The 21,711-nt window shown below is 66.3% G+C and carries 19 protein-coding genes and 1 pseudogene; 9 read left to right on the top strand and 11 right to left on the bottom strand.

Going from position 1 to position 21,711, the window contains the following annotated elements:
- Positions 1-4: 4 nt before the first annotated feature.
- The 7 genes and pseudogenes from ABT392_RS10955 to ABT392_RS10925 all read left to right on the top strand — a co-directional run bounded on the left by ABT392_RS10955 (position 5) and on the right by ABT392_RS10925 (position 6,834).
- Complete coding sequence (locus ABT392_RS10955) at positions 5-1,498, top strand: purine-cytosine permease family protein (protein WP_334275882.1); 1,494 nt, start codon at positions 5-7, stop codon at positions 1,496-1,498.
- Complete coding sequence (gene speB / locus ABT392_RS10950) at positions 1,491-2,450, top strand: agmatinase (protein ID WP_334275881.1); 960 nt, start codon at positions 1,491-1,493, stop codon at positions 2,448-2,450. The genes ABT392_RS10955 and speB overlap by 8 nt, the downstream gene beginning before the upstream one ends.
- Positions 2,447-3,862 carry an aldehyde dehydrogenase family protein gene (locus ABT392_RS10945; RefSeq protein ID WP_334275880.1) on the top strand — a complete coding sequence of 472 codons (1,416 nt, stop codon included), beginning with the start codon at positions 2,447-2,449 and terminating at the stop codon, positions 3,860-3,862. The genes speB and ABT392_RS10945 overlap by 4 nt, the downstream gene beginning before the upstream one ends.
- A 26-nt stretch (positions 3,863-3,888) precedes the next feature.
- Positions 3,889-4,230 carry a cupin domain-containing protein gene (locus ABT392_RS10940; protein WP_334275879.1) on the top strand — a complete coding sequence of 114 codons (342 nt, stop codon included), beginning with the start codon at positions 3,889-3,891 and terminating at the stop codon, positions 4,228-4,230.
- 17 nt (positions 4,231-4,247) lie between these two features.
- Positions 4,248-5,678, top strand: a complete 1,431-nt coding sequence (locus ABT392_RS10935) for an NAD(P)/FAD-dependent oxidoreductase (RefSeq protein ID WP_334275878.1) — start codon at positions 4,248-4,250, stop codon at positions 5,676-5,678.
- Positions 5,675-5,875 (top strand): annotated as a pseudogene (locus ABT392_RS10930) (aminotransferase class III-fold pyridoxal phosphate-dependent enzyme); the annotation flags it as partial. The gene ABT392_RS10935 and the pseudogene ABT392_RS10930, both read left to right, overlap by 4 nt.
- Before the next feature lie 100 nt (positions 5,876-5,975).
- Positions 5,976-6,834 (top strand): IS5 family transposase gene (locus tag ABT392_RS10925; RefSeq protein WP_334275877.1). Its coding sequence is split into 2 segments (ribosomal slippage): positions 5,976-6,382 and positions 6,381-6,834, totalling 861 coding nucleotides; the frame shifts between segments, so codons are not numbered across the junction.
- A 142-nt stretch (positions 6,835-6,976) separates the two neighbouring features.
- Here the strand turns inward: ABT392_RS10925 and ABT392_RS10920 are convergent.
- From ABT392_RS10920 to nosZ, 7 genes are read right to left on the bottom strand one after another with little or no spacing between them, the layout of a single operon-like run.
- Complete coding sequence (locus ABT392_RS10920; RefSeq protein WP_334275876.1) at positions 6,977-7,588, bottom strand: nitrous oxide reductase accessory protein NosL; 612 nt, start codon at positions 7,586-7,588, stop codon at positions 6,977-6,979.
- A 13-nt stretch (positions 7,589-7,601) separates the two neighbouring features.
- Complete coding sequence (locus tag ABT392_RS10915) at positions 7,602-8,141, bottom strand: nitrous oxide reductase accessory protein NosL (RefSeq protein WP_334275875.1); 540 nt, start codon at positions 8,139-8,141, stop codon at positions 7,602-7,604.
- The gene (locus ABT392_RS10910) at positions 8,138-8,965 is read right to left on the bottom strand and encodes an ABC transporter permease (protein WP_334275874.1); all 828 of its coding nucleotides are present in this window, start codon (positions 8,963-8,965) and stop codon (positions 8,138-8,140) included. Before ABT392_RS10910 ends, ABT392_RS10915 begins: the two co-directional genes overlap by 4 nt.
- Complete coding sequence (locus tag ABT392_RS10905) at positions 8,962-9,906, bottom strand: ABC transporter ATP-binding protein (protein ID WP_334275873.1); 945 nt, start codon at positions 9,904-9,906, stop codon at positions 8,962-8,964. Before ABT392_RS10905 ends, ABT392_RS10910 begins: the two co-directional genes overlap by 4 nt.
- Complete coding sequence (locus tag ABT392_RS10900) at positions 9,887-11,152, bottom strand: nitrous oxide reductase family maturation protein NosD (RefSeq protein ID WP_334275872.1); 1,266 nt, start codon at positions 11,150-11,152, stop codon at positions 9,887-9,889. Before ABT392_RS10900 ends, ABT392_RS10905 begins: the two co-directional genes overlap by 20 nt.
- Positions 11,149-13,785 (bottom strand): 4Fe-4S binding protein, encoded by a 2,637-nt coding sequence (locus tag ABT392_RS10895; protein WP_334275871.1) that lies wholly within the window; start codon positions 13,783-13,785, stop codon positions 11,149-11,151. Before ABT392_RS10895 ends, ABT392_RS10900 begins: the two co-directional genes overlap by 4 nt.
- A 55-nt stretch (positions 13,786-13,840) precedes the next feature.
- A complete protein-coding gene (gene nosZ / locus ABT392_RS10890; protein WP_334275870.1) occupies positions 13,841-15,772 on the bottom strand; it encodes a TAT-dependent nitrous-oxide reductase in 1,932 nt (643 codons plus the stop codon).
- A 567-nt stretch (positions 15,773-16,339) separates the two neighbouring features.
- On the opposite strand from nosZ, the gene ABT392_RS10885 reads away from it, so the two are divergent.
- Both ABT392_RS10885 and ABT392_RS10880 read left to right on the top strand, forming a co-directional pair.
- Positions 16,340-16,729 (top strand): c-type cytochrome, encoded by a 390-nt coding sequence (locus ABT392_RS10885; RefSeq protein ID WP_334276473.1) that lies wholly within the window; start codon positions 16,340-16,342, stop codon positions 16,727-16,729.
- 16 nt (positions 16,730-16,745) lie between these two features.
- Positions 16,746-17,750, top strand: coding sequence for an FAD:protein FMN transferase (locus tag ABT392_RS10880; RefSeq protein WP_334275869.1), 1,005 nt, complete (start codon positions 16,746-16,748; stop codon positions 17,748-17,750).
- On the opposite strand, the gene ABT392_RS10875 is transcribed toward ABT392_RS10880, so the two are convergent.
- The 4 genes from ABT392_RS10875 to ccoG are packed head-to-tail and all read right to left on the bottom strand — an operon-like array spanning position 17,712 to position 21,711.
- A complete protein-coding gene (locus ABT392_RS10875; protein WP_334275868.1) occupies positions 17,712-18,782 on the bottom strand; it encodes a hypothetical protein in 1,071 nt (356 codons plus the stop codon). The two genes, ABT392_RS10880 and ABT392_RS10875, sit on opposite strands and share 39 nt — an antisense overlap.
- Complete coding sequence (locus ABT392_RS10870) at positions 18,779-19,108, bottom strand: metal-sulfur cluster assembly factor (protein WP_334275867.1); 330 nt, start codon at positions 19,106-19,108, stop codon at positions 18,779-18,781. Before ABT392_RS10870 ends, ABT392_RS10875 begins: the two co-directional genes overlap by 4 nt.
- 4 nt (positions 19,109-19,112) lie before the next feature.
- Positions 19,113-20,300 carry an NnrS family protein gene (locus tag ABT392_RS10865; RefSeq protein ID WP_395385771.1) on the bottom strand — a complete coding sequence of 396 codons (1,188 nt, stop codon included), beginning with the start codon at positions 20,298-20,300 and terminating at the stop codon, positions 19,113-19,115.
- A 4-nt stretch (positions 20,301-20,304) separates the two neighbouring features.
- Positions 20,305-21,711: a cytochrome c oxidase accessory protein CcoG gene (gene ccoG, locus ABT392_RS10860; protein WP_334275865.1), complete on the bottom strand. Its 1,407-nt coding sequence runs from the start codon at positions 21,709-21,711 to the stop codon at positions 20,305-20,307.

The raw sequence follows: 21,711 nt of genomic DNA, 5'->3' as shown, positions 1-21,711 counted from the left end.
CGCCATGAGCCGGCTCACCGACATCGAGACCCACAGCTTCGAGCAGATCCCTGCCCGCGACCGGTTGGCGCGGCCTGCGGATCTGTTCCGTCTGCTGTTCGGTGGGTGCAACACCTTCTCGACGTCGGCGCTGGGTAGCTTTCCGATCCTGGTGGGCTTGTCGCTGCGCGACGGCGTGCTGGCGCTGCTGGTGGGACTGGGCATCGGCAGTGTCCTGCTGGCGCCCATGAGCCTGTTCGGCCCGCGCAACGGCACCAACGATCCTGTGTCCTCGGGCGCCCACTTCGGCATCCACGGCCGGCTGGTGGGCTCGTTCCTGCTGCTGCTCACCGCCATCTGCTTCTTCGCGCTGGCGGTGTGGAGTTCGGGCGACGCGCTGGTGGGCGGCGCGCATGCGCTGCTGGGCCTGGCGGCCACGCCGCTGATGCTGGGAAGCGCCTACGCCTTCTTCGCGGCACTGGTGGTGGCCATTTGCATCTACGGCTTCCGGCTCATGCTGTGGGTCAACAAGATCGCCGTGTGGACGGCCAGCGGGCTGTTCCTGGTCGCCGTGCCGGCTTTTGCCGGCGCCTTCGACGGGAGCTATGCCGGCACGCTGCATGCTGGCGACACCGGCTACTGGCCGGCGCTGGTGGCAGCGGCCACCGTGGCGGCCAGCAATCCGCTGTCCTTCTCGTCCACGCTGGGCGACTGGGGCCGCTACATCCCCGAGGGCACGTCGCGCTGGCGGCTGATGGCTGCCGTGCTGGCGGCCCAGGCGGCCACGCTGCTGCCGCTGGGCTTCGGCCTGATCACGGCGACGCTAATGGCTACGCAGGCGCCCAGCTATGTGCAGGCCAGCGACTACATCGGAGGGTTGCTGGCTATCTCGCCCGGATGGTGCCTGCTGCCGGTCTGCCTGATCGCCATCGTCGGCGGCATTTCCACCGGCACCACGGCGCTGTACGGCACGGGGCTGGACATGGCCAGCATCTTCCCGCGCTGGTTCTCCCGCGCCGGCGGCACGCTGGCCGTCGGCCTGCTGTCGATGGCCGTGATCTTCGTCGGCCGCTTTGTCTTCAACCTGCTGGAGAGCGTTTCCACCTTCGCCGCCGTCATCTCCGCGGCCAGCTGCCCCTGGCTGGCCATCATGGTGATCGGCTTCGTCACGCGACGCGGCCACTATCTGCCTGCTGACCTGCAGGTTTTCAACCGCGGCCAGCGCGGTGGCCACTACTGGTTCACCGGCGGCTGGAATCTGCGCGCTCTGGCCGCCTGGGCGGTGGGCACCGGCCTCGGCTTGTTATGCGCCCATGTGCCAGGCCTGTTCACCGGTCCACTGAGCGCCCGCCTGGGCGACTTGGACCTCAGCGCACCGGTATCACTGCTGGCCGGTGGCCTCAGCTACCTCGCTCTGTTGCGGACCTTCCCCGAACCCGAGGCCGTCTACGGCCCGCGCGGCCCGGCGCTGCTGCCGCGACCGCGTCGCCTTCCTTCCGCCCTGCATCGCCATGCCTGACCCTCATCGCTTCAACCAGCCACTGGGCGGTAACGAGATGCCGCGCTTCGGCGGCATTGCCACCATGATGCGGCTACCCCAAGCCGCGACGACTGCTGGCCTGGACGCCTGCTTCGTCGGAGTGCCGCTGGACATCGGCACTTCCAATCGACCTGGTGCTCGCTTCGGCCCGCGGCAGATCCGTGCCGAGTCCGTGCTGCTGCGCCCCTACAACATGGCCACGCGAGCGGCACCCTTCGATTCGCTGCAGGTGGCCGACGTCGGCGACGTCCGCCTCAACCCCTACGATCTGAAGGACTCGGTGCGCCTCATCGAGGCCGCCTACACGGACATCGTCGCGAACGGTTGCCGCCCCATCACGCTTGGCGGCGACCACACCATCGCTTGGCCCATCCTTCGTGCGCTGAAGGCCCGGCATGGCCGTGTGGCCGTCGTGCACGTGGACGCCCATGCCGACGTCAACGACGCGATGAACGGCGAGAAGATCGCCCACGGCACGCCCTTCCGTCGTGCTGTGGAGGACGGGCTGCTGCTGAACGACCGCGTCACCCAGATCGGCCTGCGCGGCACCGGCTATCACGCCGACGACTTCGACTGGTGCCGACGCCAGGGCTTCACCGTCGTGCAGGCCGAGGACTGCTGGCATCGGTCCCTGGTGCCGCTGATGGCCGAGGTGCGGGAGCGCGTCAACGATGCGCCGGTCTACCTCAGCTTCGACATCGACGGCATCGACCCGTCCTTCGCCCCTGGCACCGGCACACCGGAGATTGGCGGGCTGAGCGTGCCGCAGGCCCTGGAAATCATCCGAGGCCTGCGCGGACTCAATGTGGTGGGGGCCGACATCGTCGAGGTCTCGCCGCCCTACGACACCACGGGCACCACGGCCTTGCTGGCCGCCAACCTCGCGTACGAGATGCTGTGCGTGCTGCCGGGCGTGGAGGTCCGGGCATGACGACGATCCGCCATCCTGCCGCTCTCTTGGGCGCCAACTTGCTCCGCGCCGACGAGGCCACGCCCATCTACGCCGCCGGCGACGGTGCGCTGGTCGCCTGGCAGGAAGCGGCCACGCCGGGCCACATCGACGCTGCTGTGGCCGCGGCCCGTGCCGCGCTGCCGGCCTGGCGCGACACATCGCCGGCCCAGCGGGGCACGATGCTGCGGGCCGTCGCTAGCGGGGTACACGAACACCGCGAGGCGCTGGCCGGGCTGCAGCAGCACATCAGCGGCAAGCTGGCGGCCGAGGCCGAAGCGGACGTCGCGGACGTCGTTGCCTGCTTCAACTTCTATGCACGGATGTGCGAGCAAGGCGAGGCGTTCGATGCCGAGCTGCTGGATGTCGGTGATCCCGGCGTGGTGGCACAGCGGCGCCATGAGCCGGTGGGTGTGGCCGCCCTGGTCGTGCCCTGGAACTTTCCCATGGTGACCACAGCCTGGAAACTCGCGCCTGCGCTGGCGGCAGGCTGCACCGTGGTGCTTAAGCCTTCGGAGCTGACCTCGCCGGCCGAGCTGGCACTGCTGGACTTGGTGGCTCACGCAGGCGTGCCTGCCGGTGTCGTCAACTGCGTGAATGGCGGCGCGGCCGTGGGCGCGGCGCTGGTGGCCCACCCGGGCGTGAACAAGATCTCCTTCACCGGCAGTACCGCGGCGGGCCGACAGGTCGGCCGCGTGGCGGCCGAGCAGTGCAAGCGCGTGACACTGGAGCTGGGCGGCAAGTCCAGCCTTATCGTGCGCGACGATGCCGACCTGGACCTGGCCGTCAGTCTGGCGCTGAGCGGGGCCTTCACCAACGCCGGCCAAATGTGCTCGGCCACGGCGCGCATCCTCGTCGACCAGCGAGTCCACCAGCCATTCCTGACTGCACTGGGCGACGCGGTCGAGGTCCTGACCATCGGGCCGCTGATCTCCAGCCTTCACCGCTCACGCGTTCAGGCGCTGGTCAGTCAGGGTCTGGAGGCCGGCGCCAACGTGCTGCGCAGTGGCCGCCTGGCCGGCCGCGCCGGCGACGGCTACTTCATGGCCCCGCTGCTGCTGGCCTGCGGGCCCGACAACCCGCTATGGCGCGACGAGATATTCGGCCCCGTCGCCTGCGTGCGCACCTTCGACAGCGACGCCGAGGCGTTGGCCGCAGCCAATGACACCCCCTACGGCCTGGTGGCCACCGTCGTCACCCGCAGCGAGGCTGCAGCGGCTCGCTACGAGCGCGACCTGCGCGCCGGCCTGGTGTGGGTCAACACGCCGCAGCTGATCTTTCCGCAGGTCAGCTGGGGTGGCCTGGGAGCCAGCGGCCTGGGCCGCGAGCTGGGCCTGGCCGGCTTGCGTGCCTACCAGGAGCTGCGCCACGCGGTGGGCGTACGGCGCGCCTGAACGACAACCATTTTCCGGAGAAGCACATGAAACTGATAGCCGACATCACCCGGCTGGGTGCCGGCGTGGGCGCGCACACGGCGCTGAACTACGGCATGGACGAGGACGATTGGTGCGCGCTGCGCGGACCGGCCAGTGGCTACACGGTGGGTTGGTGGGAGGGCCGCGTCGGCGCGGTGGACTTCCCCGCCACGACGGCCGACGAGATCGTCTGGCTCGCCGAAGGTCGCATCGCGCTGATCGACCAGGCCGGCGGCCGCATCGAGTTTCGCGCGGGCGACAGCTACCGCCTGCCGGCTGGTTTCGCAGGGCGCTGGGAGACGTTGGAGGACGCCAAAAAGCTCTACGTCCTGCTGGACAAGGCCTGAAGGCAAAGGTAGTTCGCATGCTTCAGGCCCTGGACTTCCACGCACTTCCCGCCGCAGGTCCGGTGGGGCTGGCCGCCGCCTTCGAGCACACCCGGCTGATGCCGTTCTGGTTGGACACGCCCGACGCTCCTGCGCCTACGCCGCCGCTGCTGGAGTCCACCGAGGCCGACCTGCTCGTCGTCGGCGGCGGGTTCACGGGCCTGTGGGCCGCGATCCAGGCCAAGGAGCTGATGCCCGAGCTGGACGTTGTCCTGATCGATGCGGGCCGCGTGGCGCATGGCGCGTCAGGCCGGGCCGGTGGCATCGTGTCCACGTCCATCATGCACGGCCTGCCGAATGCCCAGCGTGTCTTCCCCCAAGACATCGAGCGGCTGGAAGCCCTGGGCCAGGCCAATCTCGACGGCTTCGAGGCCGCACTGGCACGTTACGGCATCGATGCCGATGTCGAGTGGGGTGGCGAGATGACGGTCGCCGTCGACGACGCACACCTTGCCACGCTGCGCGCGGACTTCGAGCTGCACCGTCGCTATGGCCATCGCGTCGAGCTACTGAATCGTGCGCAGACGGCCGAGCACATCCGCTCACCGCTGTTCGCAGGTGCCCTGTGGTCGCGCCAGCGCAGCGGCACCGTGCATCCGGCCAAGCTGGCCTGGGGCCTGCGCCGTGCTGCGATCTCGCTGGGCGTGCGCCTGTCCGAAAACACCCCACTCACGGCCATCCACGAGCGCGGCGACCGGGTCGAGGTGCTCACGCCGAACGGCGCCATCACCGCCCGCCGCGTGCTGTTCGGCACCGGTACGGCCAAGGTCGGCGTGCCCGACATGAACCGCCGCGTGCTGACCGTGCGCGACCACGTGCTGGCCACCGAGCCGCTGACGCCGGAGCAACTGTCCCGCCTGGGCTGGGCGCGTCGCCAGGGCATTTACGACACCCGCACGCAACTCAACTACTTCCGGCTCACCAAGCAGAACAACATCATCTTTGGCGGTCTCGTCAGCTACCACTACGGTGGCCAGGGCGAGCCGGCCGTGGACGGGAACAAGGAGACCTACCACCGCCTTGCCGCGGCCTTTTACCGCACCTTTCCGCAGCTAGCTGACCTGCGTTTCTCGCACGCCTGGGGCGGCCCCATTGACTACTGCTCGCGCGGCTCGGTGTTTGCCAAGCCTTACCTCGGCGGCAAGGCTGTGTTCGTTGCCGGCTACACCGGCTTCGGCATCGGCGCCAGCCGCTTCGGCGCGCTGATGGGCCTCAACATGCTGTTCGACCGCGCCAGCCCCGAGCGCCAGCTCGACATCGCCCGCCTGAGTCCGAGCTGGATCCCGCCCGAGCCGCTTCGTTGGCTGGGCGCCCGCATCACCTTTCACGCCTTCGACGGCGCCGACGCGGAGGGCGGCTGGAAGCGCGCCTGGATCCGCGGCATCAAGGCGCTGGGCTTTCCGATGTGAACCTCATGACTGACCACCACAACACCCATTGGCTGGCGCGCCGCCAGGCCGCAACCGCCCGCGGCATCGCCGTTGCGCAGCCCTTCTTCGCCGACCGCGCGCTCAACGCCGAGCCGTGGGACGTCGAAGGTCGGCGCTACATCGACTTCGCCAGCGGCATCGCTGTGCTCAACACCGGCCACCGCCAACCTCGCTTGCCGCCCAGCTCGATGCCTTCCACCACACGGCCTACTAAGAACTTATCCGTAAATAAGGAATAATGACTTCCCATGCGCGATGACCGCGTTTGGAGCGGCGATGGCAAAAGCCAAGGCTTGGGAAGTCACGGATGATTTCTGGAAGCGGGTGGAGCCGCTGATTCCGGTTCGGCAACGTCCAGCCGATCAGAACTACGCCCGAAGCGCTGGCGGCGGCCGCAAGCCGAAGGATCCACGCCTTGTCTTTGAAGGGATCGTTTACGTTCTGCGGACAGGCTGCCAATGGAAGGCGCTGCCCGCTGAACGGTACGGTAGCGCCAGTGCCATTCACGCTCGATTTCTTGAGTGGAAAAAGGCTGGTGTCTTTGAGGCGCTGTGGAAATTGGGCCTGGCGGAGTACGACGAATTCGAGGGCATCGCGTGGCGATGGCAAAGCATTGACGGCGCGATGATGAAAGCGCCACTTGCACAGCAGAGCGTAGGGGCCAATCCGACGGATCGGGGGAAAAAACGGGAGCAAGCGCCATCTACTGGTGGACGGTCGTGGCGTCCCGTTGTCGCTCGTCGTGACCGGAGCGCATCGGCATGATGTCTCTCAACTGACGGCAGTATTGGATGCAGTCATGGTTGATCGTCCGAGTCCACCTCGACGGCGTAGCAAGCATCTTTGCGCTGACGCAGGCTACACCGGAGCGCCAGCACTGAAAGCCATGACAGAGCGTGGCTACATCGCGCATGTCAAAGGACGAGGCCAGGAAGCCAAAGAACTCAAGCGAAAGCCGGGCTCAACGGCAAAGCGCTGGGTCGTCGAAGTGGCGCACAGCTGGTTCAACCGATTCCGCAAACTCTTGGTTCGATATGAAAAGCTGGACCGCAGCTTCCTTGCCCTCAATCACTTGGCCGCCGCGATCATGACCCTTCGGAAGATCAAGTTCGCGACGAACATTATTTACGGATAAGTTCTAAGTCGTGCCCTATGCCTCCTACGTGGCGCTGGCCCAGCGTATCAATGCGCTGACGCTGGGCGCGGGCGTCAAGAAGACAGCATCTATCACTCAATTCGCGCTGACGTTCGCCCGTGTCGCTGGCTCCGTGAGGTGCTCAGTGGCGGTGGGGCGCTAGCTGCTGCAGATCCTTCGGCAAACGAACGCGCAGCTCTGCAGCGCTCGTTAGCGTGCCTCCGTGGCGGGCCCGGAAGGGAAGCGAGGCAGCTTCGCTTTCGAAGGCCGGCAAGTTGCCGGCACGCATTGGCCCCAGCAGGCTGGATTCCTGCAGAAAGCGCGCCTGTTCGGTCGGCAGCCAGATGCCGCTGGCGTAATCACTCACATAGACCTTCGCGATCTCCGCCGCCTGTCGTCCTGGCGTGTAGCGGCTGACCTGCTGCAGGTAGTGAAAGAGGCTTAGCGGTGAATCAAGGAATTGCACATGGCCATCGCTGAAAATCACCTGCGCCGCCCAACGCCGCTGGCGTGCCGGGAACATGCCGCATACCGGGCAGCGTGCCTGAGACGGCACCTCGCGCGCCGCCAACGGCGGCAGGCCACTGGCCGGGTCGTATGCAAAGGTGGGCGCGACAATGCACACGTCGTCAGGAACAGGCACGGCTGCCGCAGGCCTGTCCCGGACCCGTGTCGCCAGATAGCCGCTGCCAGCCAGTGAGGGCAGCGCAATCAGCAGGGCGCCGCGCAGCAGAGTGCGACGGGGGAGGCTCATGTCGATACTCGCGTCACATCCGAGTGTCGTGCAGGGCGCCGCCACTCAGGTCAACCAATTCAGGCTTCAGCTCGGCATAGCGCAGCACCTGGCCGCCCCATTGCTGCGCGAAGGACTTTGCCGCGGTCTCCTGGGCGAACGAAGCGGCGGTTGGGCCCATCGAGCCGCGGCGTTTGCTCCCCAGCACGTAGAAGGCGCTGCGGGCATCGATCCAGTGTCCGCGTGGCTGTTCCCAGTCCGCCAGGGCCATGTCCTGCACATGGGCTGATTGCAGCGCGCGCACCTGTTCGGGCCGTAACAGCGTGGACAGCAGCTCCACGGTGTCGCAAAACCATTGCGTTTGCGCCTCATCCGCATAGCGTAGCTGCCCCTTGGGGCCGGGGTACTCAGCCAACAGCATGCCGTCCAGCGAGCAGCTTGCCTGGGCGTCAAAGTCTTGCGGCCCGGTGCTCGCTGTGTCGTCCTTGCGGCCGCAAGCGGCGAGGCCTAGTGCGGCCAGACCTGCGCAGCCGCACAGCAGGCGGCGACGTCCTTGGTTGTGTTTCTCGTTCATGGTTTGAATCTCCAGCAGGCCAGAGCCAGCGGCCCGACGATCCAGGTCAACATGGCGCTGCCCATCAGCCAGGGCTGTCCCAGCGCGGGCGGCACGATGCTGGCCAGACCGTAGAGGCGGCGCACATCGTCCAGCGAAAACACATTGAGGATGCGGAATACATCCGCGGGATTGAGCAACAGCAGGTAGGCGAAGCTATCGCCACCCAACGCGCCGCCGCTGGCTACCAGCAGGCCCAGCAGCAGCAGGTCAAACACCAGCACCATCGCAAACCAAAGCGCGATGGCCAGGCCCGAGGCGCGGGTGCGGTCGCGTGCCAGCACCGACAGCAGCAGGGCCAGGCTCAGGAAGGCCAGGCCCAGCAACACCGAGCTCAGCACGAAGCCGGCGTAGTGGTAGACCCCGGCACTTCCGAAGCGCTGGAACAGCAGCACGGCCACCAGCGCAAATCCAGCCAGCGTTGACAGCGTCAGTGCCGCAGCCAGACCAAGGTACTTGCCCAGCAGCAGTTCCAGTCGCGTAATTGGCAGCGCCAGCAGCAGGTCCAGCGAGCCACGCTCGCGCTCTCCGACGATGGCGTCGAAGCCCAGCAGAAGCGCGATCAGCGGGATCAGGTAGATCACCAGGGACACCAGGCTGGCGATGGTCAACTCGATCGATCGTGGCCCGATCTGGCCCTGGGCAGCTGCGCCGAAATAGGTGATGGCCAGCGAGAACAGCGTAAACACCAGCGCCACCGCCAGCACCCAGCGATTGCGCAGGCGGTCGCGGAACTCCTTGGTGCCCAGGGCCGTGATCTGGCTGAGTTGCACGCGCCCGCTCATGAGGCCTCCCTGAGGTCGAAGTACACGTCTTCCAATGTGGGTTCCTTGATCTGCAGATCGTGCAGGCCGGCTGGCGCCAGCAAGGCGAGCAGCGGCATCTTGTGCTGGCGCGGGCAGCGCACCAGCAACTCGACGGGGCCGCGCCGTTCCAGCCGGAGATCGGAGCCGGGCAAGGCGGTCGGGATCGATTGCGCCAGGGCGTCCAGCTTCTCGGGTGGAGCGCTGACGAGTACGGTCAGCGGCATGCCCGAACGTTCGCGAAGATCCTGCACGCTGCCCAAGGCCAGCACGCGGCCGTTGCCCAGCATCGCCAGCGCGTCGATGCGCTGTTGAAGCTCGGCCAGGATGTGGGAGCTGATCACCATCGTCACGCCCTCGGCGCGCAGCGCGTCGAGTTGGGCGTAGAAGTCACGGATGGCGCTGGGGTCCAGGCCGGTGGTGGGCTCATCGAGCAGCAGCAGGCGTGGGCTGCCTAACAAGGCTTGGGCAAAGCCCAGGCGCTGGCGCATGCCCTTGGAGTATTCGCGCACCGCGCGGCGTGCAGCGCTGCGCAGGCCGACGCGCGCCAACAGCGGCTCACACTGGCTGGCGGGGGCGCCTTTGAGGCGAGCGAAAAACTGCAGCGTCTCCAGGCCGCTGAGGTTGTCGTAGAGCACCAGGTTCTCAGGCAGATAGCCGATGCTGCGGCGCGCCTCGCGGAAGTCGCGACCACCGACTTCGCAGCCGTTGACGCGAAGGCTCCCACTGCTGGGCGTGATCAGGCCCAAGACCAGCTTGAACAGCGTGCTCTTGCCGGCACCGTTGTGGCCGATCAGACCGAACAGCTGGCCTCGCGGCACGCGCAGGTCCACGCCGTCCAGTGCCAGCAGCGGCGCGCGTGCGCTGCCGTATTGCTTGGTGACACCCTCGAGGTACAGGGCATCAGCGGAATTGCTTGTCACGCCATTCGCTCCAGTTCTTGTGTTGCGGCAGCATGGCCGGATGGGCGTCCACGACGCTCGGTACGCGCAGCACCGGGAATTGCTGGCCGAGCAGTCGCAGTGCCTGCACCGCCGGGCTGCCCAGCAGCAGCTTGACCGAGGGGTGTCGCCACTGCAGGCGGTCCACCAGATCGTTGGCTTCGTAGGGCAGGTCGCCGACGCCGTCGCCGTCCCGGTCCCAGCCCAGGTAGTTGCTCCAGTGATTGCCCTTGCCGGGCTTGCTAGCGCCCCAGCGCTCGTCACGTGCGCCCACATAGCGCACCTGCTCGCGGTTGGCGATGAAGTCGTTGCTCTGCACGGTATTGCGCGTGGAGCCGGCCGACAGGTGGACGCCGACATGGTTGTCCACCACCAGGTTGCCACGCAAGGTCGCGTACTCGACGTCGTAGATGAAGAAACCGCGGTTGTTGCCAGCGACGACATTGCCTTCGATCACCGAGTCCTGCAGCGTGCGCAGCATGATGCCGTGGTCCGAATTGCCCCAGGTTCGGTTGTTGCGAACGATGTTGTCGCGCACCTCCATCAGCGCCAGCCCGCCGCGGTTGTTGTAGCTGTCGTTGTCCTCCCACAGGTTGTAGTAGGAGTTCATGTAGTGCGTGCCGTACCGGCTGTGGTGCAGCTTGTTGCGACGGAACTCCGCGTGGTGGGACACGTCCACATAGAGTGCGTCGCGCACGAAGCTGACGTTGTTGCCGCTGATTCGAGCGCCGCGGGTGTTGTAGAGCTGAATGCCGTTGCCGCGCTGCGAGGAATTCACGTCGCGCAGGCCGGTGATCAGGTTGTTCTCGATGCGCACGTCGTCGGCCTTCTCGATCCACAGGCCGAACAGGTTGTAGACCAGGTCGCAGTGGCGCACCACGGCGCGGTGGCTGCCGGGCTGGATGTAGATGCCAGCGTGCTGCTCCTTCAGGCCGTGGCCGGAGTCGCGCACGATCAGGCCTTCGATGGTCACGTCGGGTGCGGCCACGCGTATCGTGTCGCCGCGCTGGCCGCCACTGAGGGTGGGCCGGCCTCGGCCGCGCAGCGTGAGTGGCTTGGCGATGTGCAGATTGGTGTCGTAAAAGCCTCGCTCGACTTCCACCACATCGCCGGCGGCCGCGCGCGTCACCGCAGCCTGCAGGTCCTCGCCAGGCATGACGCGCCAGGTGGCGGCCCAGCCGGGGCCGGCCAGCAGCAGGCACAGCACAATGGCGATGCGTCTTCTCATGCGACCAACCGCCCCAGGGCCTTCAGCGTCAGGAAGAGCACGGCGCCGATCAGCAGGTTCTTGAACGCGACGTAGCTGATCATGTCCATCCAGCCGGCCACCCGGTAGTTGGCGCGCCACCAGGGGCCGTCCTTCACATAGCGGCGGCCGTTCATGCGGATCAGCACCTCGTAGGCGCTCCATCCGAACCACCAGCCGATGATGGCAGCGGACGACAGGCGACCGCTGGCAGCCAGCAGCCAGGCGAGCGTGGCTGCCAGAGCCAGTGAAATGCCTGCGATCTGCAGCGCGCGCTGTGACTGCCAACCTTCGCGGCTCCAGGGCAGCAGATGGTCGCGCAGTTCCAGAAGCAGCCAGCCCAGGCCGCTGCGGCCGGCCTTGTGATACGGCGCTGCAGGCTCAGTCGGCATGCGCGGGTCCGGCCCTTGTGCCGCCTTGGCGCTGACGGCCGGCACGGCGTCGATCGGGATGAAGTAGCCGTCACGGCCGATGGGCGTGATCAGCAGCCCGTCGCGTTCGCGGCGCTTGCGCTCCTTGGCCAGCGGCGGGCAGCCCATCTGGTCGGTGTACAGCACCATGCAGTCCAGACAGTGCAGGCATTCGCGATGGTCGATGCGGCCGGCGGCGTCAATCGCCTGGGCGCCGCAGCCGACCGCGCAGGCCTTGCAGCTGTTGCAGTCCTGCTTGCGCCTCAGGCCGAACCAGCGGAAGGTGCTGGGCATGGCCAGCGAAGCGCCCAGCGGGCAGATGTACTTGCAGTAGGGGCGCTCGATGAAGATCGACAGGCCCAGGATCAGCGCGACAAACAGGCCATAGGGCCAGGCCCGGTTGCCGATGCCCACCAGGAATGTGGTCTTGAAGGGCTCGACCTCGGCCAGGATCTCGGCGCGGCCCATGTCGAACATCGAGACCGCCAGCAGACCCAGGAAGATGGCGTACTTCAGCCATTTGAGCCTGTCGTGTAGCGCCTGCGGCACCGGCTTCTGCCAGCGCTTGAGGCCGATCTTTCGGGCGATCTTGAAGATCGCCTCCGACAGTGAGCCGAAAGGGCACATCCAGCCGCAGAACAGGCCACGGCCGAACAGGAACACCGTGACGATGATGAAGATCCAGAAGACGAAGATGAAGGGGTCGCTGAGGAACAAGGACCAGGTCCACTGGAACAGCAGGCTGTGGAACCAGGTCAGCACCTGGGTGATCGAGGGCTGGGCCATCACGCCGAAGCCGACGAAGACGATGGACAGTGCCCAGGCGCTGTACTTGAAGGCGTTGACCGGCCACTTGTTCTTGTGGGTTGAGAGGCGCGTGAGGCGCTCGCGCAGCGCGTAGACCACCGTCACGGCGATCAGCAGCGCGCTGAACAACGCGATCTCCAGCGCGCGGCTCTTCCAGATGCGCACCCAGGGGGCATCAGGCTCGATCACCTGCGGGCGGTCGCCCTCCAGCCATGCGCCTGGCAGCCAGTATTTGCTCTCGAACACTGCGAAGCTGCGCTGTCCCGTGGCGCGATCCACCCGGTTGCCCAAAAACGCCAGCTTCCATGGATAGGCGGCTGAGAAGGCGTCAGACCGGATCACGAAGATCGCCGACTCGGTGTAGGCCGGAGCCCCCTCTGCTTCCAGTCCGTAGAGGTTGTAGGCGTCCAGGTCGCGGAAGGTGAAGGCATCTGCACCCTGTTTGACCTGCACTCGGTCGTAGATGCCGCCGCGCACGAAACCCGAGCCCTTGAAGGACTCGGCACCGGCGCTGCGCAGCACGAAGAGCGCCTGCTCGCCCTCTTTCAGGCGCGAGCGCAGCGTGGCGAAGCCACTCTTGCCCAGCAGGCTTTCGCCCAGGTCCGGATGGTTGAGGTCGCCGAACCACAGCTCGATGAAGGGCTCGGTGCTGCGCTCAAGGCCAAGCTGCTCCGGCATCACGCGCAGTTGCTGCACGGCGCCGACCTGCACCAGTTCGTCCCAACGGTAGTGGCGGCCACTGCTCGCGAAGCGCGCGGCATCGCGGCGGGTCGGTTCGATGATGCCGACCTGGCGCGCCACGGCGGCGCCGGAGAGCTGCATCACCTGATTCTGCGCGATCACGGTGACGGTGGCGCCCGAGATGGCGTCGACGCCCAGCACGTTCTCGTCCGGGCGCGAAGGCCCCACCTCAATCTGGTCGGTGACTGACTTGCCGAGGTATTGGTTGTTGAACTTGATCAGCGTGGACTCGGGAATGCCCAGCAGAAGGATGGGCTCAGAATGCTTGAGCACCTTGACGCCCACATAGCGCCCACGCACATCCATGCCGATCAGAGTCACCACTGGCTTGCCGGAGTAGGCCGGCGTGTCGGTGATGTCGGTGGACAGCATCACATAGCCGAGCAACTGCTTCTTGCCGGGCTGCTGCGGATCGGCCGCGCCATAGGCCTCGACATAGGGCGGTTGCCCTTTGCGCGGCGAAAAACTGCTGGCGCCGGGAAAGACCTCGGCGCAGGGCACCAGCGCGCACAGATCGGCGGCAGTGGCCAGGTCGGCTGGCAGATGGGCCTCGTAGGCCTGGGCCATCGCGGACTGCGCGCCTATTTGCAGCAGCAGTGCAAGAAAAAGCGCGGCCAAGACCCGAAGGCTGGCCGCGAACTGTCGAACTACCGGCATTGTTATGTCCTCGGACCGCGCCCCGTGCTCGAAACGGGACGCGGCCGCTCCCTCATCAGGCTTCCACAATCATGCGAGTGCGCATCTCAAGGTGCAGTGCATGGCAGAAGTGCGTGCAGTAGCACCAGTACACGCCGGGTTCACCGGCTGTGAAGGTGACCGAGGCCGTCTCCTGCGGATTGACGATGAAGTTGACGTCGTGGTTCGGAATGGCGAAGCCGTGCGTCAAGTCCTCGATCTTGTCCAGATTGGTCAGGATCAGCGTGACCTCGTCGCCCTTCTTGACCTTGAACTCGCGCAGCGAGAAGGCTGGCGCCTGCGAAGTCATCTTCACGGTGACCTTCTTGCCGTTGCGGACCACGCCGGATTCCTTCGGATCCTTCACCGCGTTCGGGAAGTCGTCCAGTGCATAGACCTGCTTGGGCTTGACCAGATCGCGCTTGAAGATGATGAAGTCATGCGGCTCGCCACGCACCGGGTGGTCGGCCAGCAGCACCATCTTCTCGCCCGACATGTCGATGATCTGCTCGTTCTCAGCGTGCAGCGGACCCACGGGCAAGAAGCGGTCCTTGGAGAACTTGCAGCCCACCGCCAGATACTTGCCGTCGGCGGCGATGGTCTCGGACTGCGAGCCGTTGATGTGGCCCGGCTGATATTGCACGTCCAGACGATCGACGACGTATTTGGCGTTCTTGTCGCCCTTGTGGAAGGCGATCGCCTTTTCGACGTTCCACTTGACGATCTGGCTGTCGAGGAACAGCGTGGTGTAGGCGTTGCCGCGGCCGTCGAAGGCCGTGTGCAGGGGGCCCAGGCCGATCTCGACTTCGGCGGCGATCGCGCCGTCGATCTTCTCGAGCTTGCCGTCGAACCACTCCAGCACCTTGGCCAGCTCAATCACCGTAGCGGTGGGTGATAGCTTGCCGGCGCAGATGAAATACTTCTGGTCCGGGCTGGCGTTGACGCCGTGCGGATTCTTGGGCACCGACACATAGGCAGTCAGGGCGCTCTTCGGATCCTTGTTGGCTTCATGGGTTCCGTCCACCACCGGCACCTTGGAGTTGCCGAAGGTCTTGAACTTGCCGGCCTTCACTGCTTCTTCGATGCGCGCGATGTTGAAGAAGATGCAGGCGTCGCGCTCGGCGGACATCATGTCCTCGTACTTGGCACCCATCTCGGTGTTGTACTGGTTCGACGCTGCCAGCTTGCCGTCATAGGAAGTCGCTACCAGGTCGCAGTTGCCGTCGATCAGCACTTGCCAGCGCACCTGCATGGTCTCCGCATCGACGCAGCTGAACAGTGAGCGGTACTTGCTCGAATCCTCAGTGCCTGCGTTGGGCAGCGGGATACCGAACTCGCCACCGCAGAACACACGCGTGGTGTAGTTGATCGCCGGATCGACCGGGTCGCGCTTGTCCGGGAAGATGCCGTGGAAGCCCTGCACATTGGGCAGTTGCGTGATCTTGTCGCAGACGAAGTAGTCCAAACGGATACGGGCGATGCGGCTGTTGATCTTGTCGTTGATCCAGGCGTAGCGGCCGTCGTAGTTACCGTCCTTGTAGGAGGCGTGCGTGTGGTGGGTGTCGCCGACTGAGTAGCGCAGCGAGCCGTCGGCCTTGGTGCCCATGATCTTCTTCGACTCGTTGGTGTGGCCCCAGCCCACCAGTGCATCGGGAACGAAGCAGGGGATACGCAGCAGCTCGCGGCCGGAGGGCAGACCGAGAACGCGCATGTCACCGGTATGACCACCGCTCCACAGGCCGTAATAGCTGTCCAGCTCACCAGGTTTCAGGTGCGTGCTATTCGCTCCGTGTGCCGCGGCGGGTGCCGAGCCGGCTGCCGCTGGCGCGCCAGCTTCGGGCTTCTTCTCTGCGCAGGCTGCAACCCCCAGCGTCAGGCCGGTCAGTGCTGCGGTGTTGATGAAGCGGCGGCGGGCCATGCCTGCGGGCACGGTGTCGATGACGGTCTTCTTGTCTTCTTTCATGGTCATACCTCTCGGGGGAAAATTTCAGAGAACAGGGGGGGCGCGCGCGCTGGCGGCGGCGCGGCGCTGGCAACGGTGAGGGTGAATCGCTGTCTAAGGCCCAGCGTGGGCGGGCCCGGCGGAATGAAATCTGGCAGCCAAGCTGAGGCTGGAGGCGGGCCCCCGCCTGTGAGGCAGAGTGCGCAGTCGGGCATGGACGAGGAGGCTTCCTCGCCGGTCGACAGATCGACCAGACGCAGGCCGCCCGCGCTGCTGCAGACCAAGTCCAGCGCCGCGGGATGGATCAGCGGCGCGGCATAAGCCAAGCACCAGCTCAACAGCAGGCAGCCAAGCAGCCAGCGGCAGACACAAGGTCTGCGCAAGTGCGATAGCTGTAGGGTGCGCATGTTGGGAACTGGAGTGCAAGGGCAGGAGACGGGCGCATCCTCGCTACCGACGGTGAAGCTGTCCTTGAAGCAGTTCAAGATTCGCAATTAATCCAATAATATGTATCGTTGATATAACAATGTGCTGGTGCAGGAGTTCGCTAGCTCGCAGAATCCGCGCATGTTTCAACTGAGCGTCAGTTCCCACATGAAGATCATCAGCACCACTTTCCTTGGCCTGGCCTTGCTGGGTCTTGCCGCCTGTGGAAAACAGGAATCTGCCCCGACGGCGACGCCCGCGCCGGTCGCGGCAGCAGTGCCCGCGCCGGCTCCAGTGGCCGAAAACGCGCTGGGCAAGAGCGTCTATGGCAAGACTTGCGCCATGTGCCACGCTGCTGGCGTGGCCGGAGCCCCAAAGCCGGGTGACAAGGCCGACTGGGGTCCGCGCTTTGCCCAAGGCAACGATGTGCTCTACAAGCACGCGATCGAGGGCTTCACCGGCGCTAAGGGCATGATGCCTGCGCGCGGCGGCGGCGCCACGCTCAGCGACGATGAAGTCAAGGCCGCAGTCGACCACATGGTGGCGCTGTCGCGCTGATGTCATGAGCGGGCAGATGATGATGTTGCGGCGTCGGCCGCTGGTCCTCGGCCTGCTGGCGGTGGCATTGCTGCCGCGCCAGGTGATGGCCAACGGCGGATCCGTGCAGCGCGCCTCGGCACCGCTGCTGGGCACCCAGGTTGACATCACCGTCTCGCACCCCGATGCTGACCTGCGCCGCCAGGCGCTTGGCGCGGCTTGGCGCGAGATGCTGCGCCAGAGCGAGATGATGAGCCGCTATCGCAGCGCCAGCCAGGTGTCAGCTTTGGCGCGCGCCGCTGGAACTGCGGCCGTGCCAGTGGCGCCGGAGTTGATGCAGGTCTTGCTGGCCGGACAGCAGCTGGCGCGTGACAGCGAAGGACATTTCGACCTCACGGTCGGCGCCTATGCCGACTGGGGTTTTGAGCCGGGGCAGGCGCACATGGCCGAAGCCAGCGCCTTGCGGCGTCAGCAGCGCCTGGTGGACTACCGCGATCTGCAGCTCGATAGCGCGACCTTGAGCGCGCGCCTGCGCCGTCCCGGCATGCGTCTGGATCTGGGCGGCATCGCCAAGCTTCCGATTCTGCAGGCCGGGCTTCGCTCCCTGCAGTCCATGGGTATTCGCGACGCCCTGATCAACGGCGGTGGTGATGTGCTGTGCAGCGGCCAGCTGCAGGGGCGCGACTGGCGCATCGGTCTGCGCGACCCGCGCGAGCCGGCTCAGTTGCTGGGTGTGCTGAGCCTGTCCGGCGGCGTGGTTGCGGCCTCTGGCGATTACGAGCGCGGCTTTGACCTGGGCGGTCGTCGCTACCACCACATCCTGGACCCGCGCAACGGCCAGCCTAGCCAGGGCCTGCAAGGCCTGGCGCTGGTGGCGCGGGATGTCGAGGCTGTCAATGGCTGGGGCGCAGCCATGATGGTGGCAGGCGCGCCGATGGCAAGGCGTTGGTTGGCGGCCATGCCGGGCGTAGAGGCCATGCTGGCTGGCCCGCAGGGCCTGTGGCTATCGCCAGGCTTGCGCGGCCGGCTGGCGTCGGCATAGACGCGCCATAGTCAGTCCGAAGACCAGCAGTGCCAAGGCATGGCCGGCGCCGGCGAGAGCCAAGGCGGACGGCCAGCCGCGCAGCGTCGCCATTGTGCGCAGGGCCAGGCTCAGGCCCATGATGCCCAGCGCTAGCAAGGCCCAAGGGCTGTGCCGGGGCCGCAGCCCGGCCAGAGGTGGCAGCATCAGGGGCGCATGGCCGAACACCATCGCGAACACGAAGCCCAGCCACAGCAGATGCCAGGCGATGCCAAGGTTTGCCAGACCGGCACCAGCAGCCGCCAGCAGCCAGCCATAGCCGACCAACAGACAGATTGCCGTGTGCCCAGCCCAGCCGGGCGCGCGCCACTGCAGGCGCGCCAGATCGAAGCGCAGCAGCCACAAACCGAGCAGACCCAACAGACTCCAGCCCAGCTTCGCTGCGTGCTCCGGCGCCAGCCACAGCAGCAGCGGCAAGGTCGCGAACGAAGCCCAGCCCAGAAGGAAGGCCCGGCTAGCCCAGGCAGGCAGTGCGATGAAGCGCATCAGCTCGCGGCGCTCGCCGGCGATGGTCAGAACCAGGAACAGGCTCCAGCCCCAGCGCGCCGCCTCGAGCTCTCCCCACTTCAGGGTCAGTGCTGCGCCCAGCAGCGCCAGCGCGCCGCTGGCTTCCACCGCCAGGGGCAACGACCAGGCGCGCGTGTGACCGGCCCACAGATACAGCCCGCACAAGCCAGTCGCGCTGACAACCCAGGCGATCTGTGCCGGCAGCCAAGCTCCTGACAGGGCCAGCACCCCCCCCAGCGAGGCTGTGAGCGGAACCCAGAGTCCGCGTCGCAGCGCCGCCACCCGTTCCAGTGCAATCACGCTTCCAAAGAAGCCGGCCATCATCAGCGCTCCATGCATCAGCAGGGCCTGGCGGGCCAGTGGACCTTCGATGCTGAGGCTGCCCAGGCGCTGCAGGCCGCCGCCCAGACCGCATATGAGGTTCAGCACGGCGAGTAAGGCGCAGCCGGCCAGCGCCAGTCGCGGTGGACGCGCCGAGATATTCATGGCCTACCCGTCCATCCGAAGCGGGCGCGCAACTCAGGCGTCATGCGCTCTGGCGTCCAGATGCCGTCCCAGTCCATGTCGACCTCAATGACCCAGCCGGCGGGGCACAGGCGCTCCAGCGCGCAGCCAGCATCGTCGATCAGCTGGTCGGCCATCGGGCAAGTGGCGCTTGTGGGCAGCAGGATCAGCTCTGCCCGGCCCGGGGTCAGTGTCAAGCGCTCCACCAGGCCCAGCGCCACGATGCTTTCTCCAATCTCTGGATCGGCCACCTGGCCGAGCGCCCGCATGGCCTCGATGTGCAATGCACTCAGCGCCATCTCGTTCATGATTTCAGTCCTTTGCTGGTTTCGTTCGGCCGCGCAGCAGCCAGGGGCCGTAGCGTAGGGTCCATCCCACCGCGAGCAGCGCGAATCCGCCGGCCGCTGGCCCCAGCATCTCGGGGGCCATGGCCCCGAGCATGCGGGCGAGCGTCGAGGCCTGCAGCAGGCACTGCAGGGCCCACAGCAGCGCATCCACCGCAATGCTTCGGCCGTGCTGGACGGCGCTGACCCGGCTGACCATAGCCAGCAGCGTGGTTCCCATGAAGCCCAGGCTCAGCGCGTGCAGTGGCAGCAGTCCCAGCCGACCGGCCTGGCCAAAGCTGGTCAGCAGCAGCGCCGCGGCTTCCAGTGCGAAGCTCAGGGCCAGCCACAGGATTCCCAGATGCAACTGGGCCAGCAGCGGTGTCCTTAGTGCAGCAGCCAGCTCTCGACGCAGGCTTGCCTTCAGCAGCACAGCCGCGAGGCCCATGCAGGCCAGTGCCGCTGGCATGGTCATCCACGCCGGCGGCGCGGCGAGCCAGGGCGCTGCCAGATCCAGCCCACCGCGGAGCCAAATTCCCAGCAGCAGTAGTATCAACAGCCACGGTGCGCGCTTGCCCTGCTGGTGCAGGAAGGGACTCAGTCGTTGCAAGGCGACGGCAAACACCGTGGCGACACCGAACCACAGGCCCAGGCGCGCAGCCTGGCGAATCAACAGTGGCTGCATCAGCGCTGCGCCGGCCGCTGCCAGTGCCAAGGCCAGGGCGCACACGGCCAGGCCGGACGTCACGGCATAGGCATGATGAGCATCACCAGCTGCGCCCCGGCGACACAGGCCCAGCAGTTGGCCGGAGAGTCCGGCCAAGCCCAGGGCTGCCAACGCGAGCCCCCAGGTCAGCAGCGTCATGCTCGCCAGCGGGCCAGCCGCCGCCAGCACCAGCAGCCAGCCCAGCAGGAGTGCCGTGACGCTGGCGCTCAGTCGGCGTGCGTCCACCGGGGGCAAGCCCAGCCAACGCGGTACCGTCGTGAAGCAAAAGCCGGCGATGAAGCAGGGCATGAAGCTCAAACCCATCAGCAAGCCGTGCAAGATCGTGACGTCCAGTGGCGTAGAGGTCGGCTCCCATAGCTGCACCATCCACCATACCGTACTGCTTACCCACAAAAGGCCGCCGACTAGAAAGAGCGGACGGTGTGGTGCGATCAGAGGATCCGCACGCATGGTGCTAGTGCGGCAGGTAGAAGCTCGCCTTGGCTTCGAACGTGGTGTTGAGTTGCTCTTGGTTACGGGCTTGCAGCCGCACTTCGTGAGCACCCGACGCCAGCGCCGGGCTGTGAGGCAGGCGCAACTGCACCGGCAGCGCCACAATGGCTGCCGGAGGCACTGTCACCGTGCCGACTGTCTGCAACTGCAGACCCGGAAGGCCGCTGGCGCTCAGTGTGAGGCGCAGCGGCCGCTCCGTGCGGTTGATCAGTTGCAGTCGGTAGACGTTTTCAGTTTCGCCGTCGCCTACCTGGCGTGCCAGCGTGTTTCGGTCCTTGATCACATCGATCACCAGGTCCTGCCGGTGCGTCAGAGTCCAGCCGAAAGCCATCAGCATGGCCGCGAGTGCTGAGCCGTAGATCAGCACGCGCGGCCGCAGCGCCCTGCGCATCATCTGTGCTCGTGTCCAGCCGCCGGCCACGCCGTTTTCTGTGGCGTAGCGAATCAGGCCGCGCGGCGCGCTGATCTTGTCCATCACCTGGTCACACACGTCAATGCAAGCGGCACAGCCGATGCATTCATTCTGCAGCCCCTTGCGGATGTCGATGCCGGTCGGGCAGACTTGCACACAGAGCGTGCAGTCGATGCAGTCGCCCGTGCCCTGTGCGAGCAACTCGGCACTCTTCTTGGAGCGGGCGCCGCGCGGTTCTCCGCGCCGGGCGTCGTAGCTGATGATCAGCGAGTCGGCGTCGATCAGCGCGCTCTGGAAACGCGCGTAAGGGCAGATGTACTTGCACATCTGCTCACGCAGCCAGCCGGCATTGCCGTAGGTTGCGCCAGCGTAGAACAGCACCCAGAACAGCTCCCAGGGGCCGAGGGTGGGCAGGCTTGATGCCAGCGTTCGGATTGGCGTGAAATAGCCGACGAAGCTGAAACCGGTGACTAGCGCCAATCCGATCCAGGCACCATGTTTGGCGCTCTTGCGGACCAGCTTGGCTGCGCTCCAGGGGGCAGCATCGAGCTTGATGCGGGCTTGGCGATCGCCTTCGGTATGGCGTTCGATCCACAGGAACAGCTCGGTATACGCAGTCTGTGGGCAGCTGTAGCCGCACCACAGCCGGCCGGCAAGCGCGGTGAAGAAGAACAGCGCCAGCGCACTGAGCACCAGCAGTGCAGCAAGGAAGATGAAGTCCTGTGGATACAGCACCAGGCCGAGCACGTAGAAGCGCTGTGCTTCCAGATCGAAAAGCAAGGCTTGGCGGCCGTTCCACTGCAGCCAGGGCATGCCATAGAAGAACAGCTGGGTGATCCAGACCATGGCCCAGCGCCAATTGGTGAAACGTCCACTGACCGAGCGCGGGTAGACCTTGGCCTCGGCGGCGTAGAGAGAGCTGACCTGGCGGGCGGCCGAGGCGGAATCAGGAGGCAT

The organism is Paucibacter sp. JuS9, assembly GCF_044043925.2.
In the GTDB taxonomy this organism is placed as follows: Bacteria; Pseudomonadota; Gammaproteobacteria; order Burkholderiales; family Burkholderiaceae_C; genus JAUASW01.
Note: the sequence above shows the minus strand (reverse complement) of the source record. Positions and strands in the feature narration are given on the sequence as shown.

Coding starts and splice junctions, on each gene's coding strand:
- ABT392_RS10915 (WP_334275875.1), bottom strand. CDS start 8,141: ATGAACGAGAAACACAACCAAGGACGTCGCCGCCTGCTGTGCGGCTGC.
- ABT392_RS10955 (WP_334275882.1), top strand. CDS start 5: ATGAGCCGGCTCACCGACATCGAGACCCACAGCTTCGAGCAGATCCCT.
- ABT392_RS10935 (WP_334275878.1), top strand. CDS start 4,248: ATGCTTCAGGCCCTGGACTTCCACGCACTTCCCGCCGCAGGTCCGGTG.
- ccoG (WP_334275865.1), bottom strand. CDS start 21,711: ATGCCTCCTGATTCCGCCTCGGCCGCCCGCCAGGTCAGCTCTCTCTAC.
- ABT392_RS10940 (WP_334275879.1), top strand. CDS start 3,889: ATGAAACTGATAGCCGACATCACCCGGCTGGGTGCCGGCGTGGGCGCG.
- ABT392_RS10880 (WP_334275869.1), top strand. CDS start 16,746: ATGATGATGTTGCGGCGTCGGCCGCTGGTCCTCGGCCTGCTGGCGGTG.
- ABT392_RS10900 (WP_334275872.1), bottom strand. CDS start 11,152: ATGAGAAGACGCATCGCCATTGTGCTGTGCCTGCTGCTGGCCGGCCCC.
- speB (WP_334275881.1), top strand. CDS start 1,491: ATGCCTGACCCTCATCGCTTCAACCAGCCACTGGGCGGTAACGAGATG.
- ABT392_RS10920 (WP_334275876.1), bottom strand. CDS start 7,588: ATGAGCCTCCCCCGTCGCACTCTGCTGCGCGGCGCCCTGCTGATTGCG.
- ABT392_RS10895 (WP_334275871.1), bottom strand. CDS start 13,785: ATGCCGGTAGTTCGACAGTTCGCGGCCAGCCTTCGGGTCTTGGCCGCG.
- ABT392_RS10875 (WP_334275868.1), bottom strand. CDS start 18,782: ATGAATATCTCGGCGCGTCCACCGCGACTGGCGCTGGCCGGCTGCGCC.
- ABT392_RS10870 (WP_334275867.1), bottom strand. CDS start 19,108: ATGAACGAGATGGCGCTGAGTGCATTGCACATCGAGGCCATGCGGGCG.
- nosZ (WP_334275870.1), bottom strand. CDS start 15,772: ATGACCATGAAAGAAGACAAGAAGACCGTCATCGACACCGTGCCCGCA.
- ABT392_RS10945 (WP_334275880.1), top strand. CDS start 2,447: ATGACGACGATCCGCCATCCTGCCGCTCTCTTGGGCGCCAACTTGCTC.
- ABT392_RS10885 (WP_334276473.1), top strand. CDS start 16,340: ATGAAGATCATCAGCACCACTTTCCTTGGCCTGGCCTTGCTGGGTCTT.
- ABT392_RS10910 (WP_334275874.1), bottom strand. CDS start 8,965: ATGAGCGGGCGCGTGCAACTCAGCCAGATCACGGCCCTGGGCACCAAG.
- ABT392_RS10865 (WP_395385771.1), bottom strand. CDS start 20,300: ATGCGTGCGGATCCTCTGATCGCACCACACCGTCCGCTCTTTCTAGTC.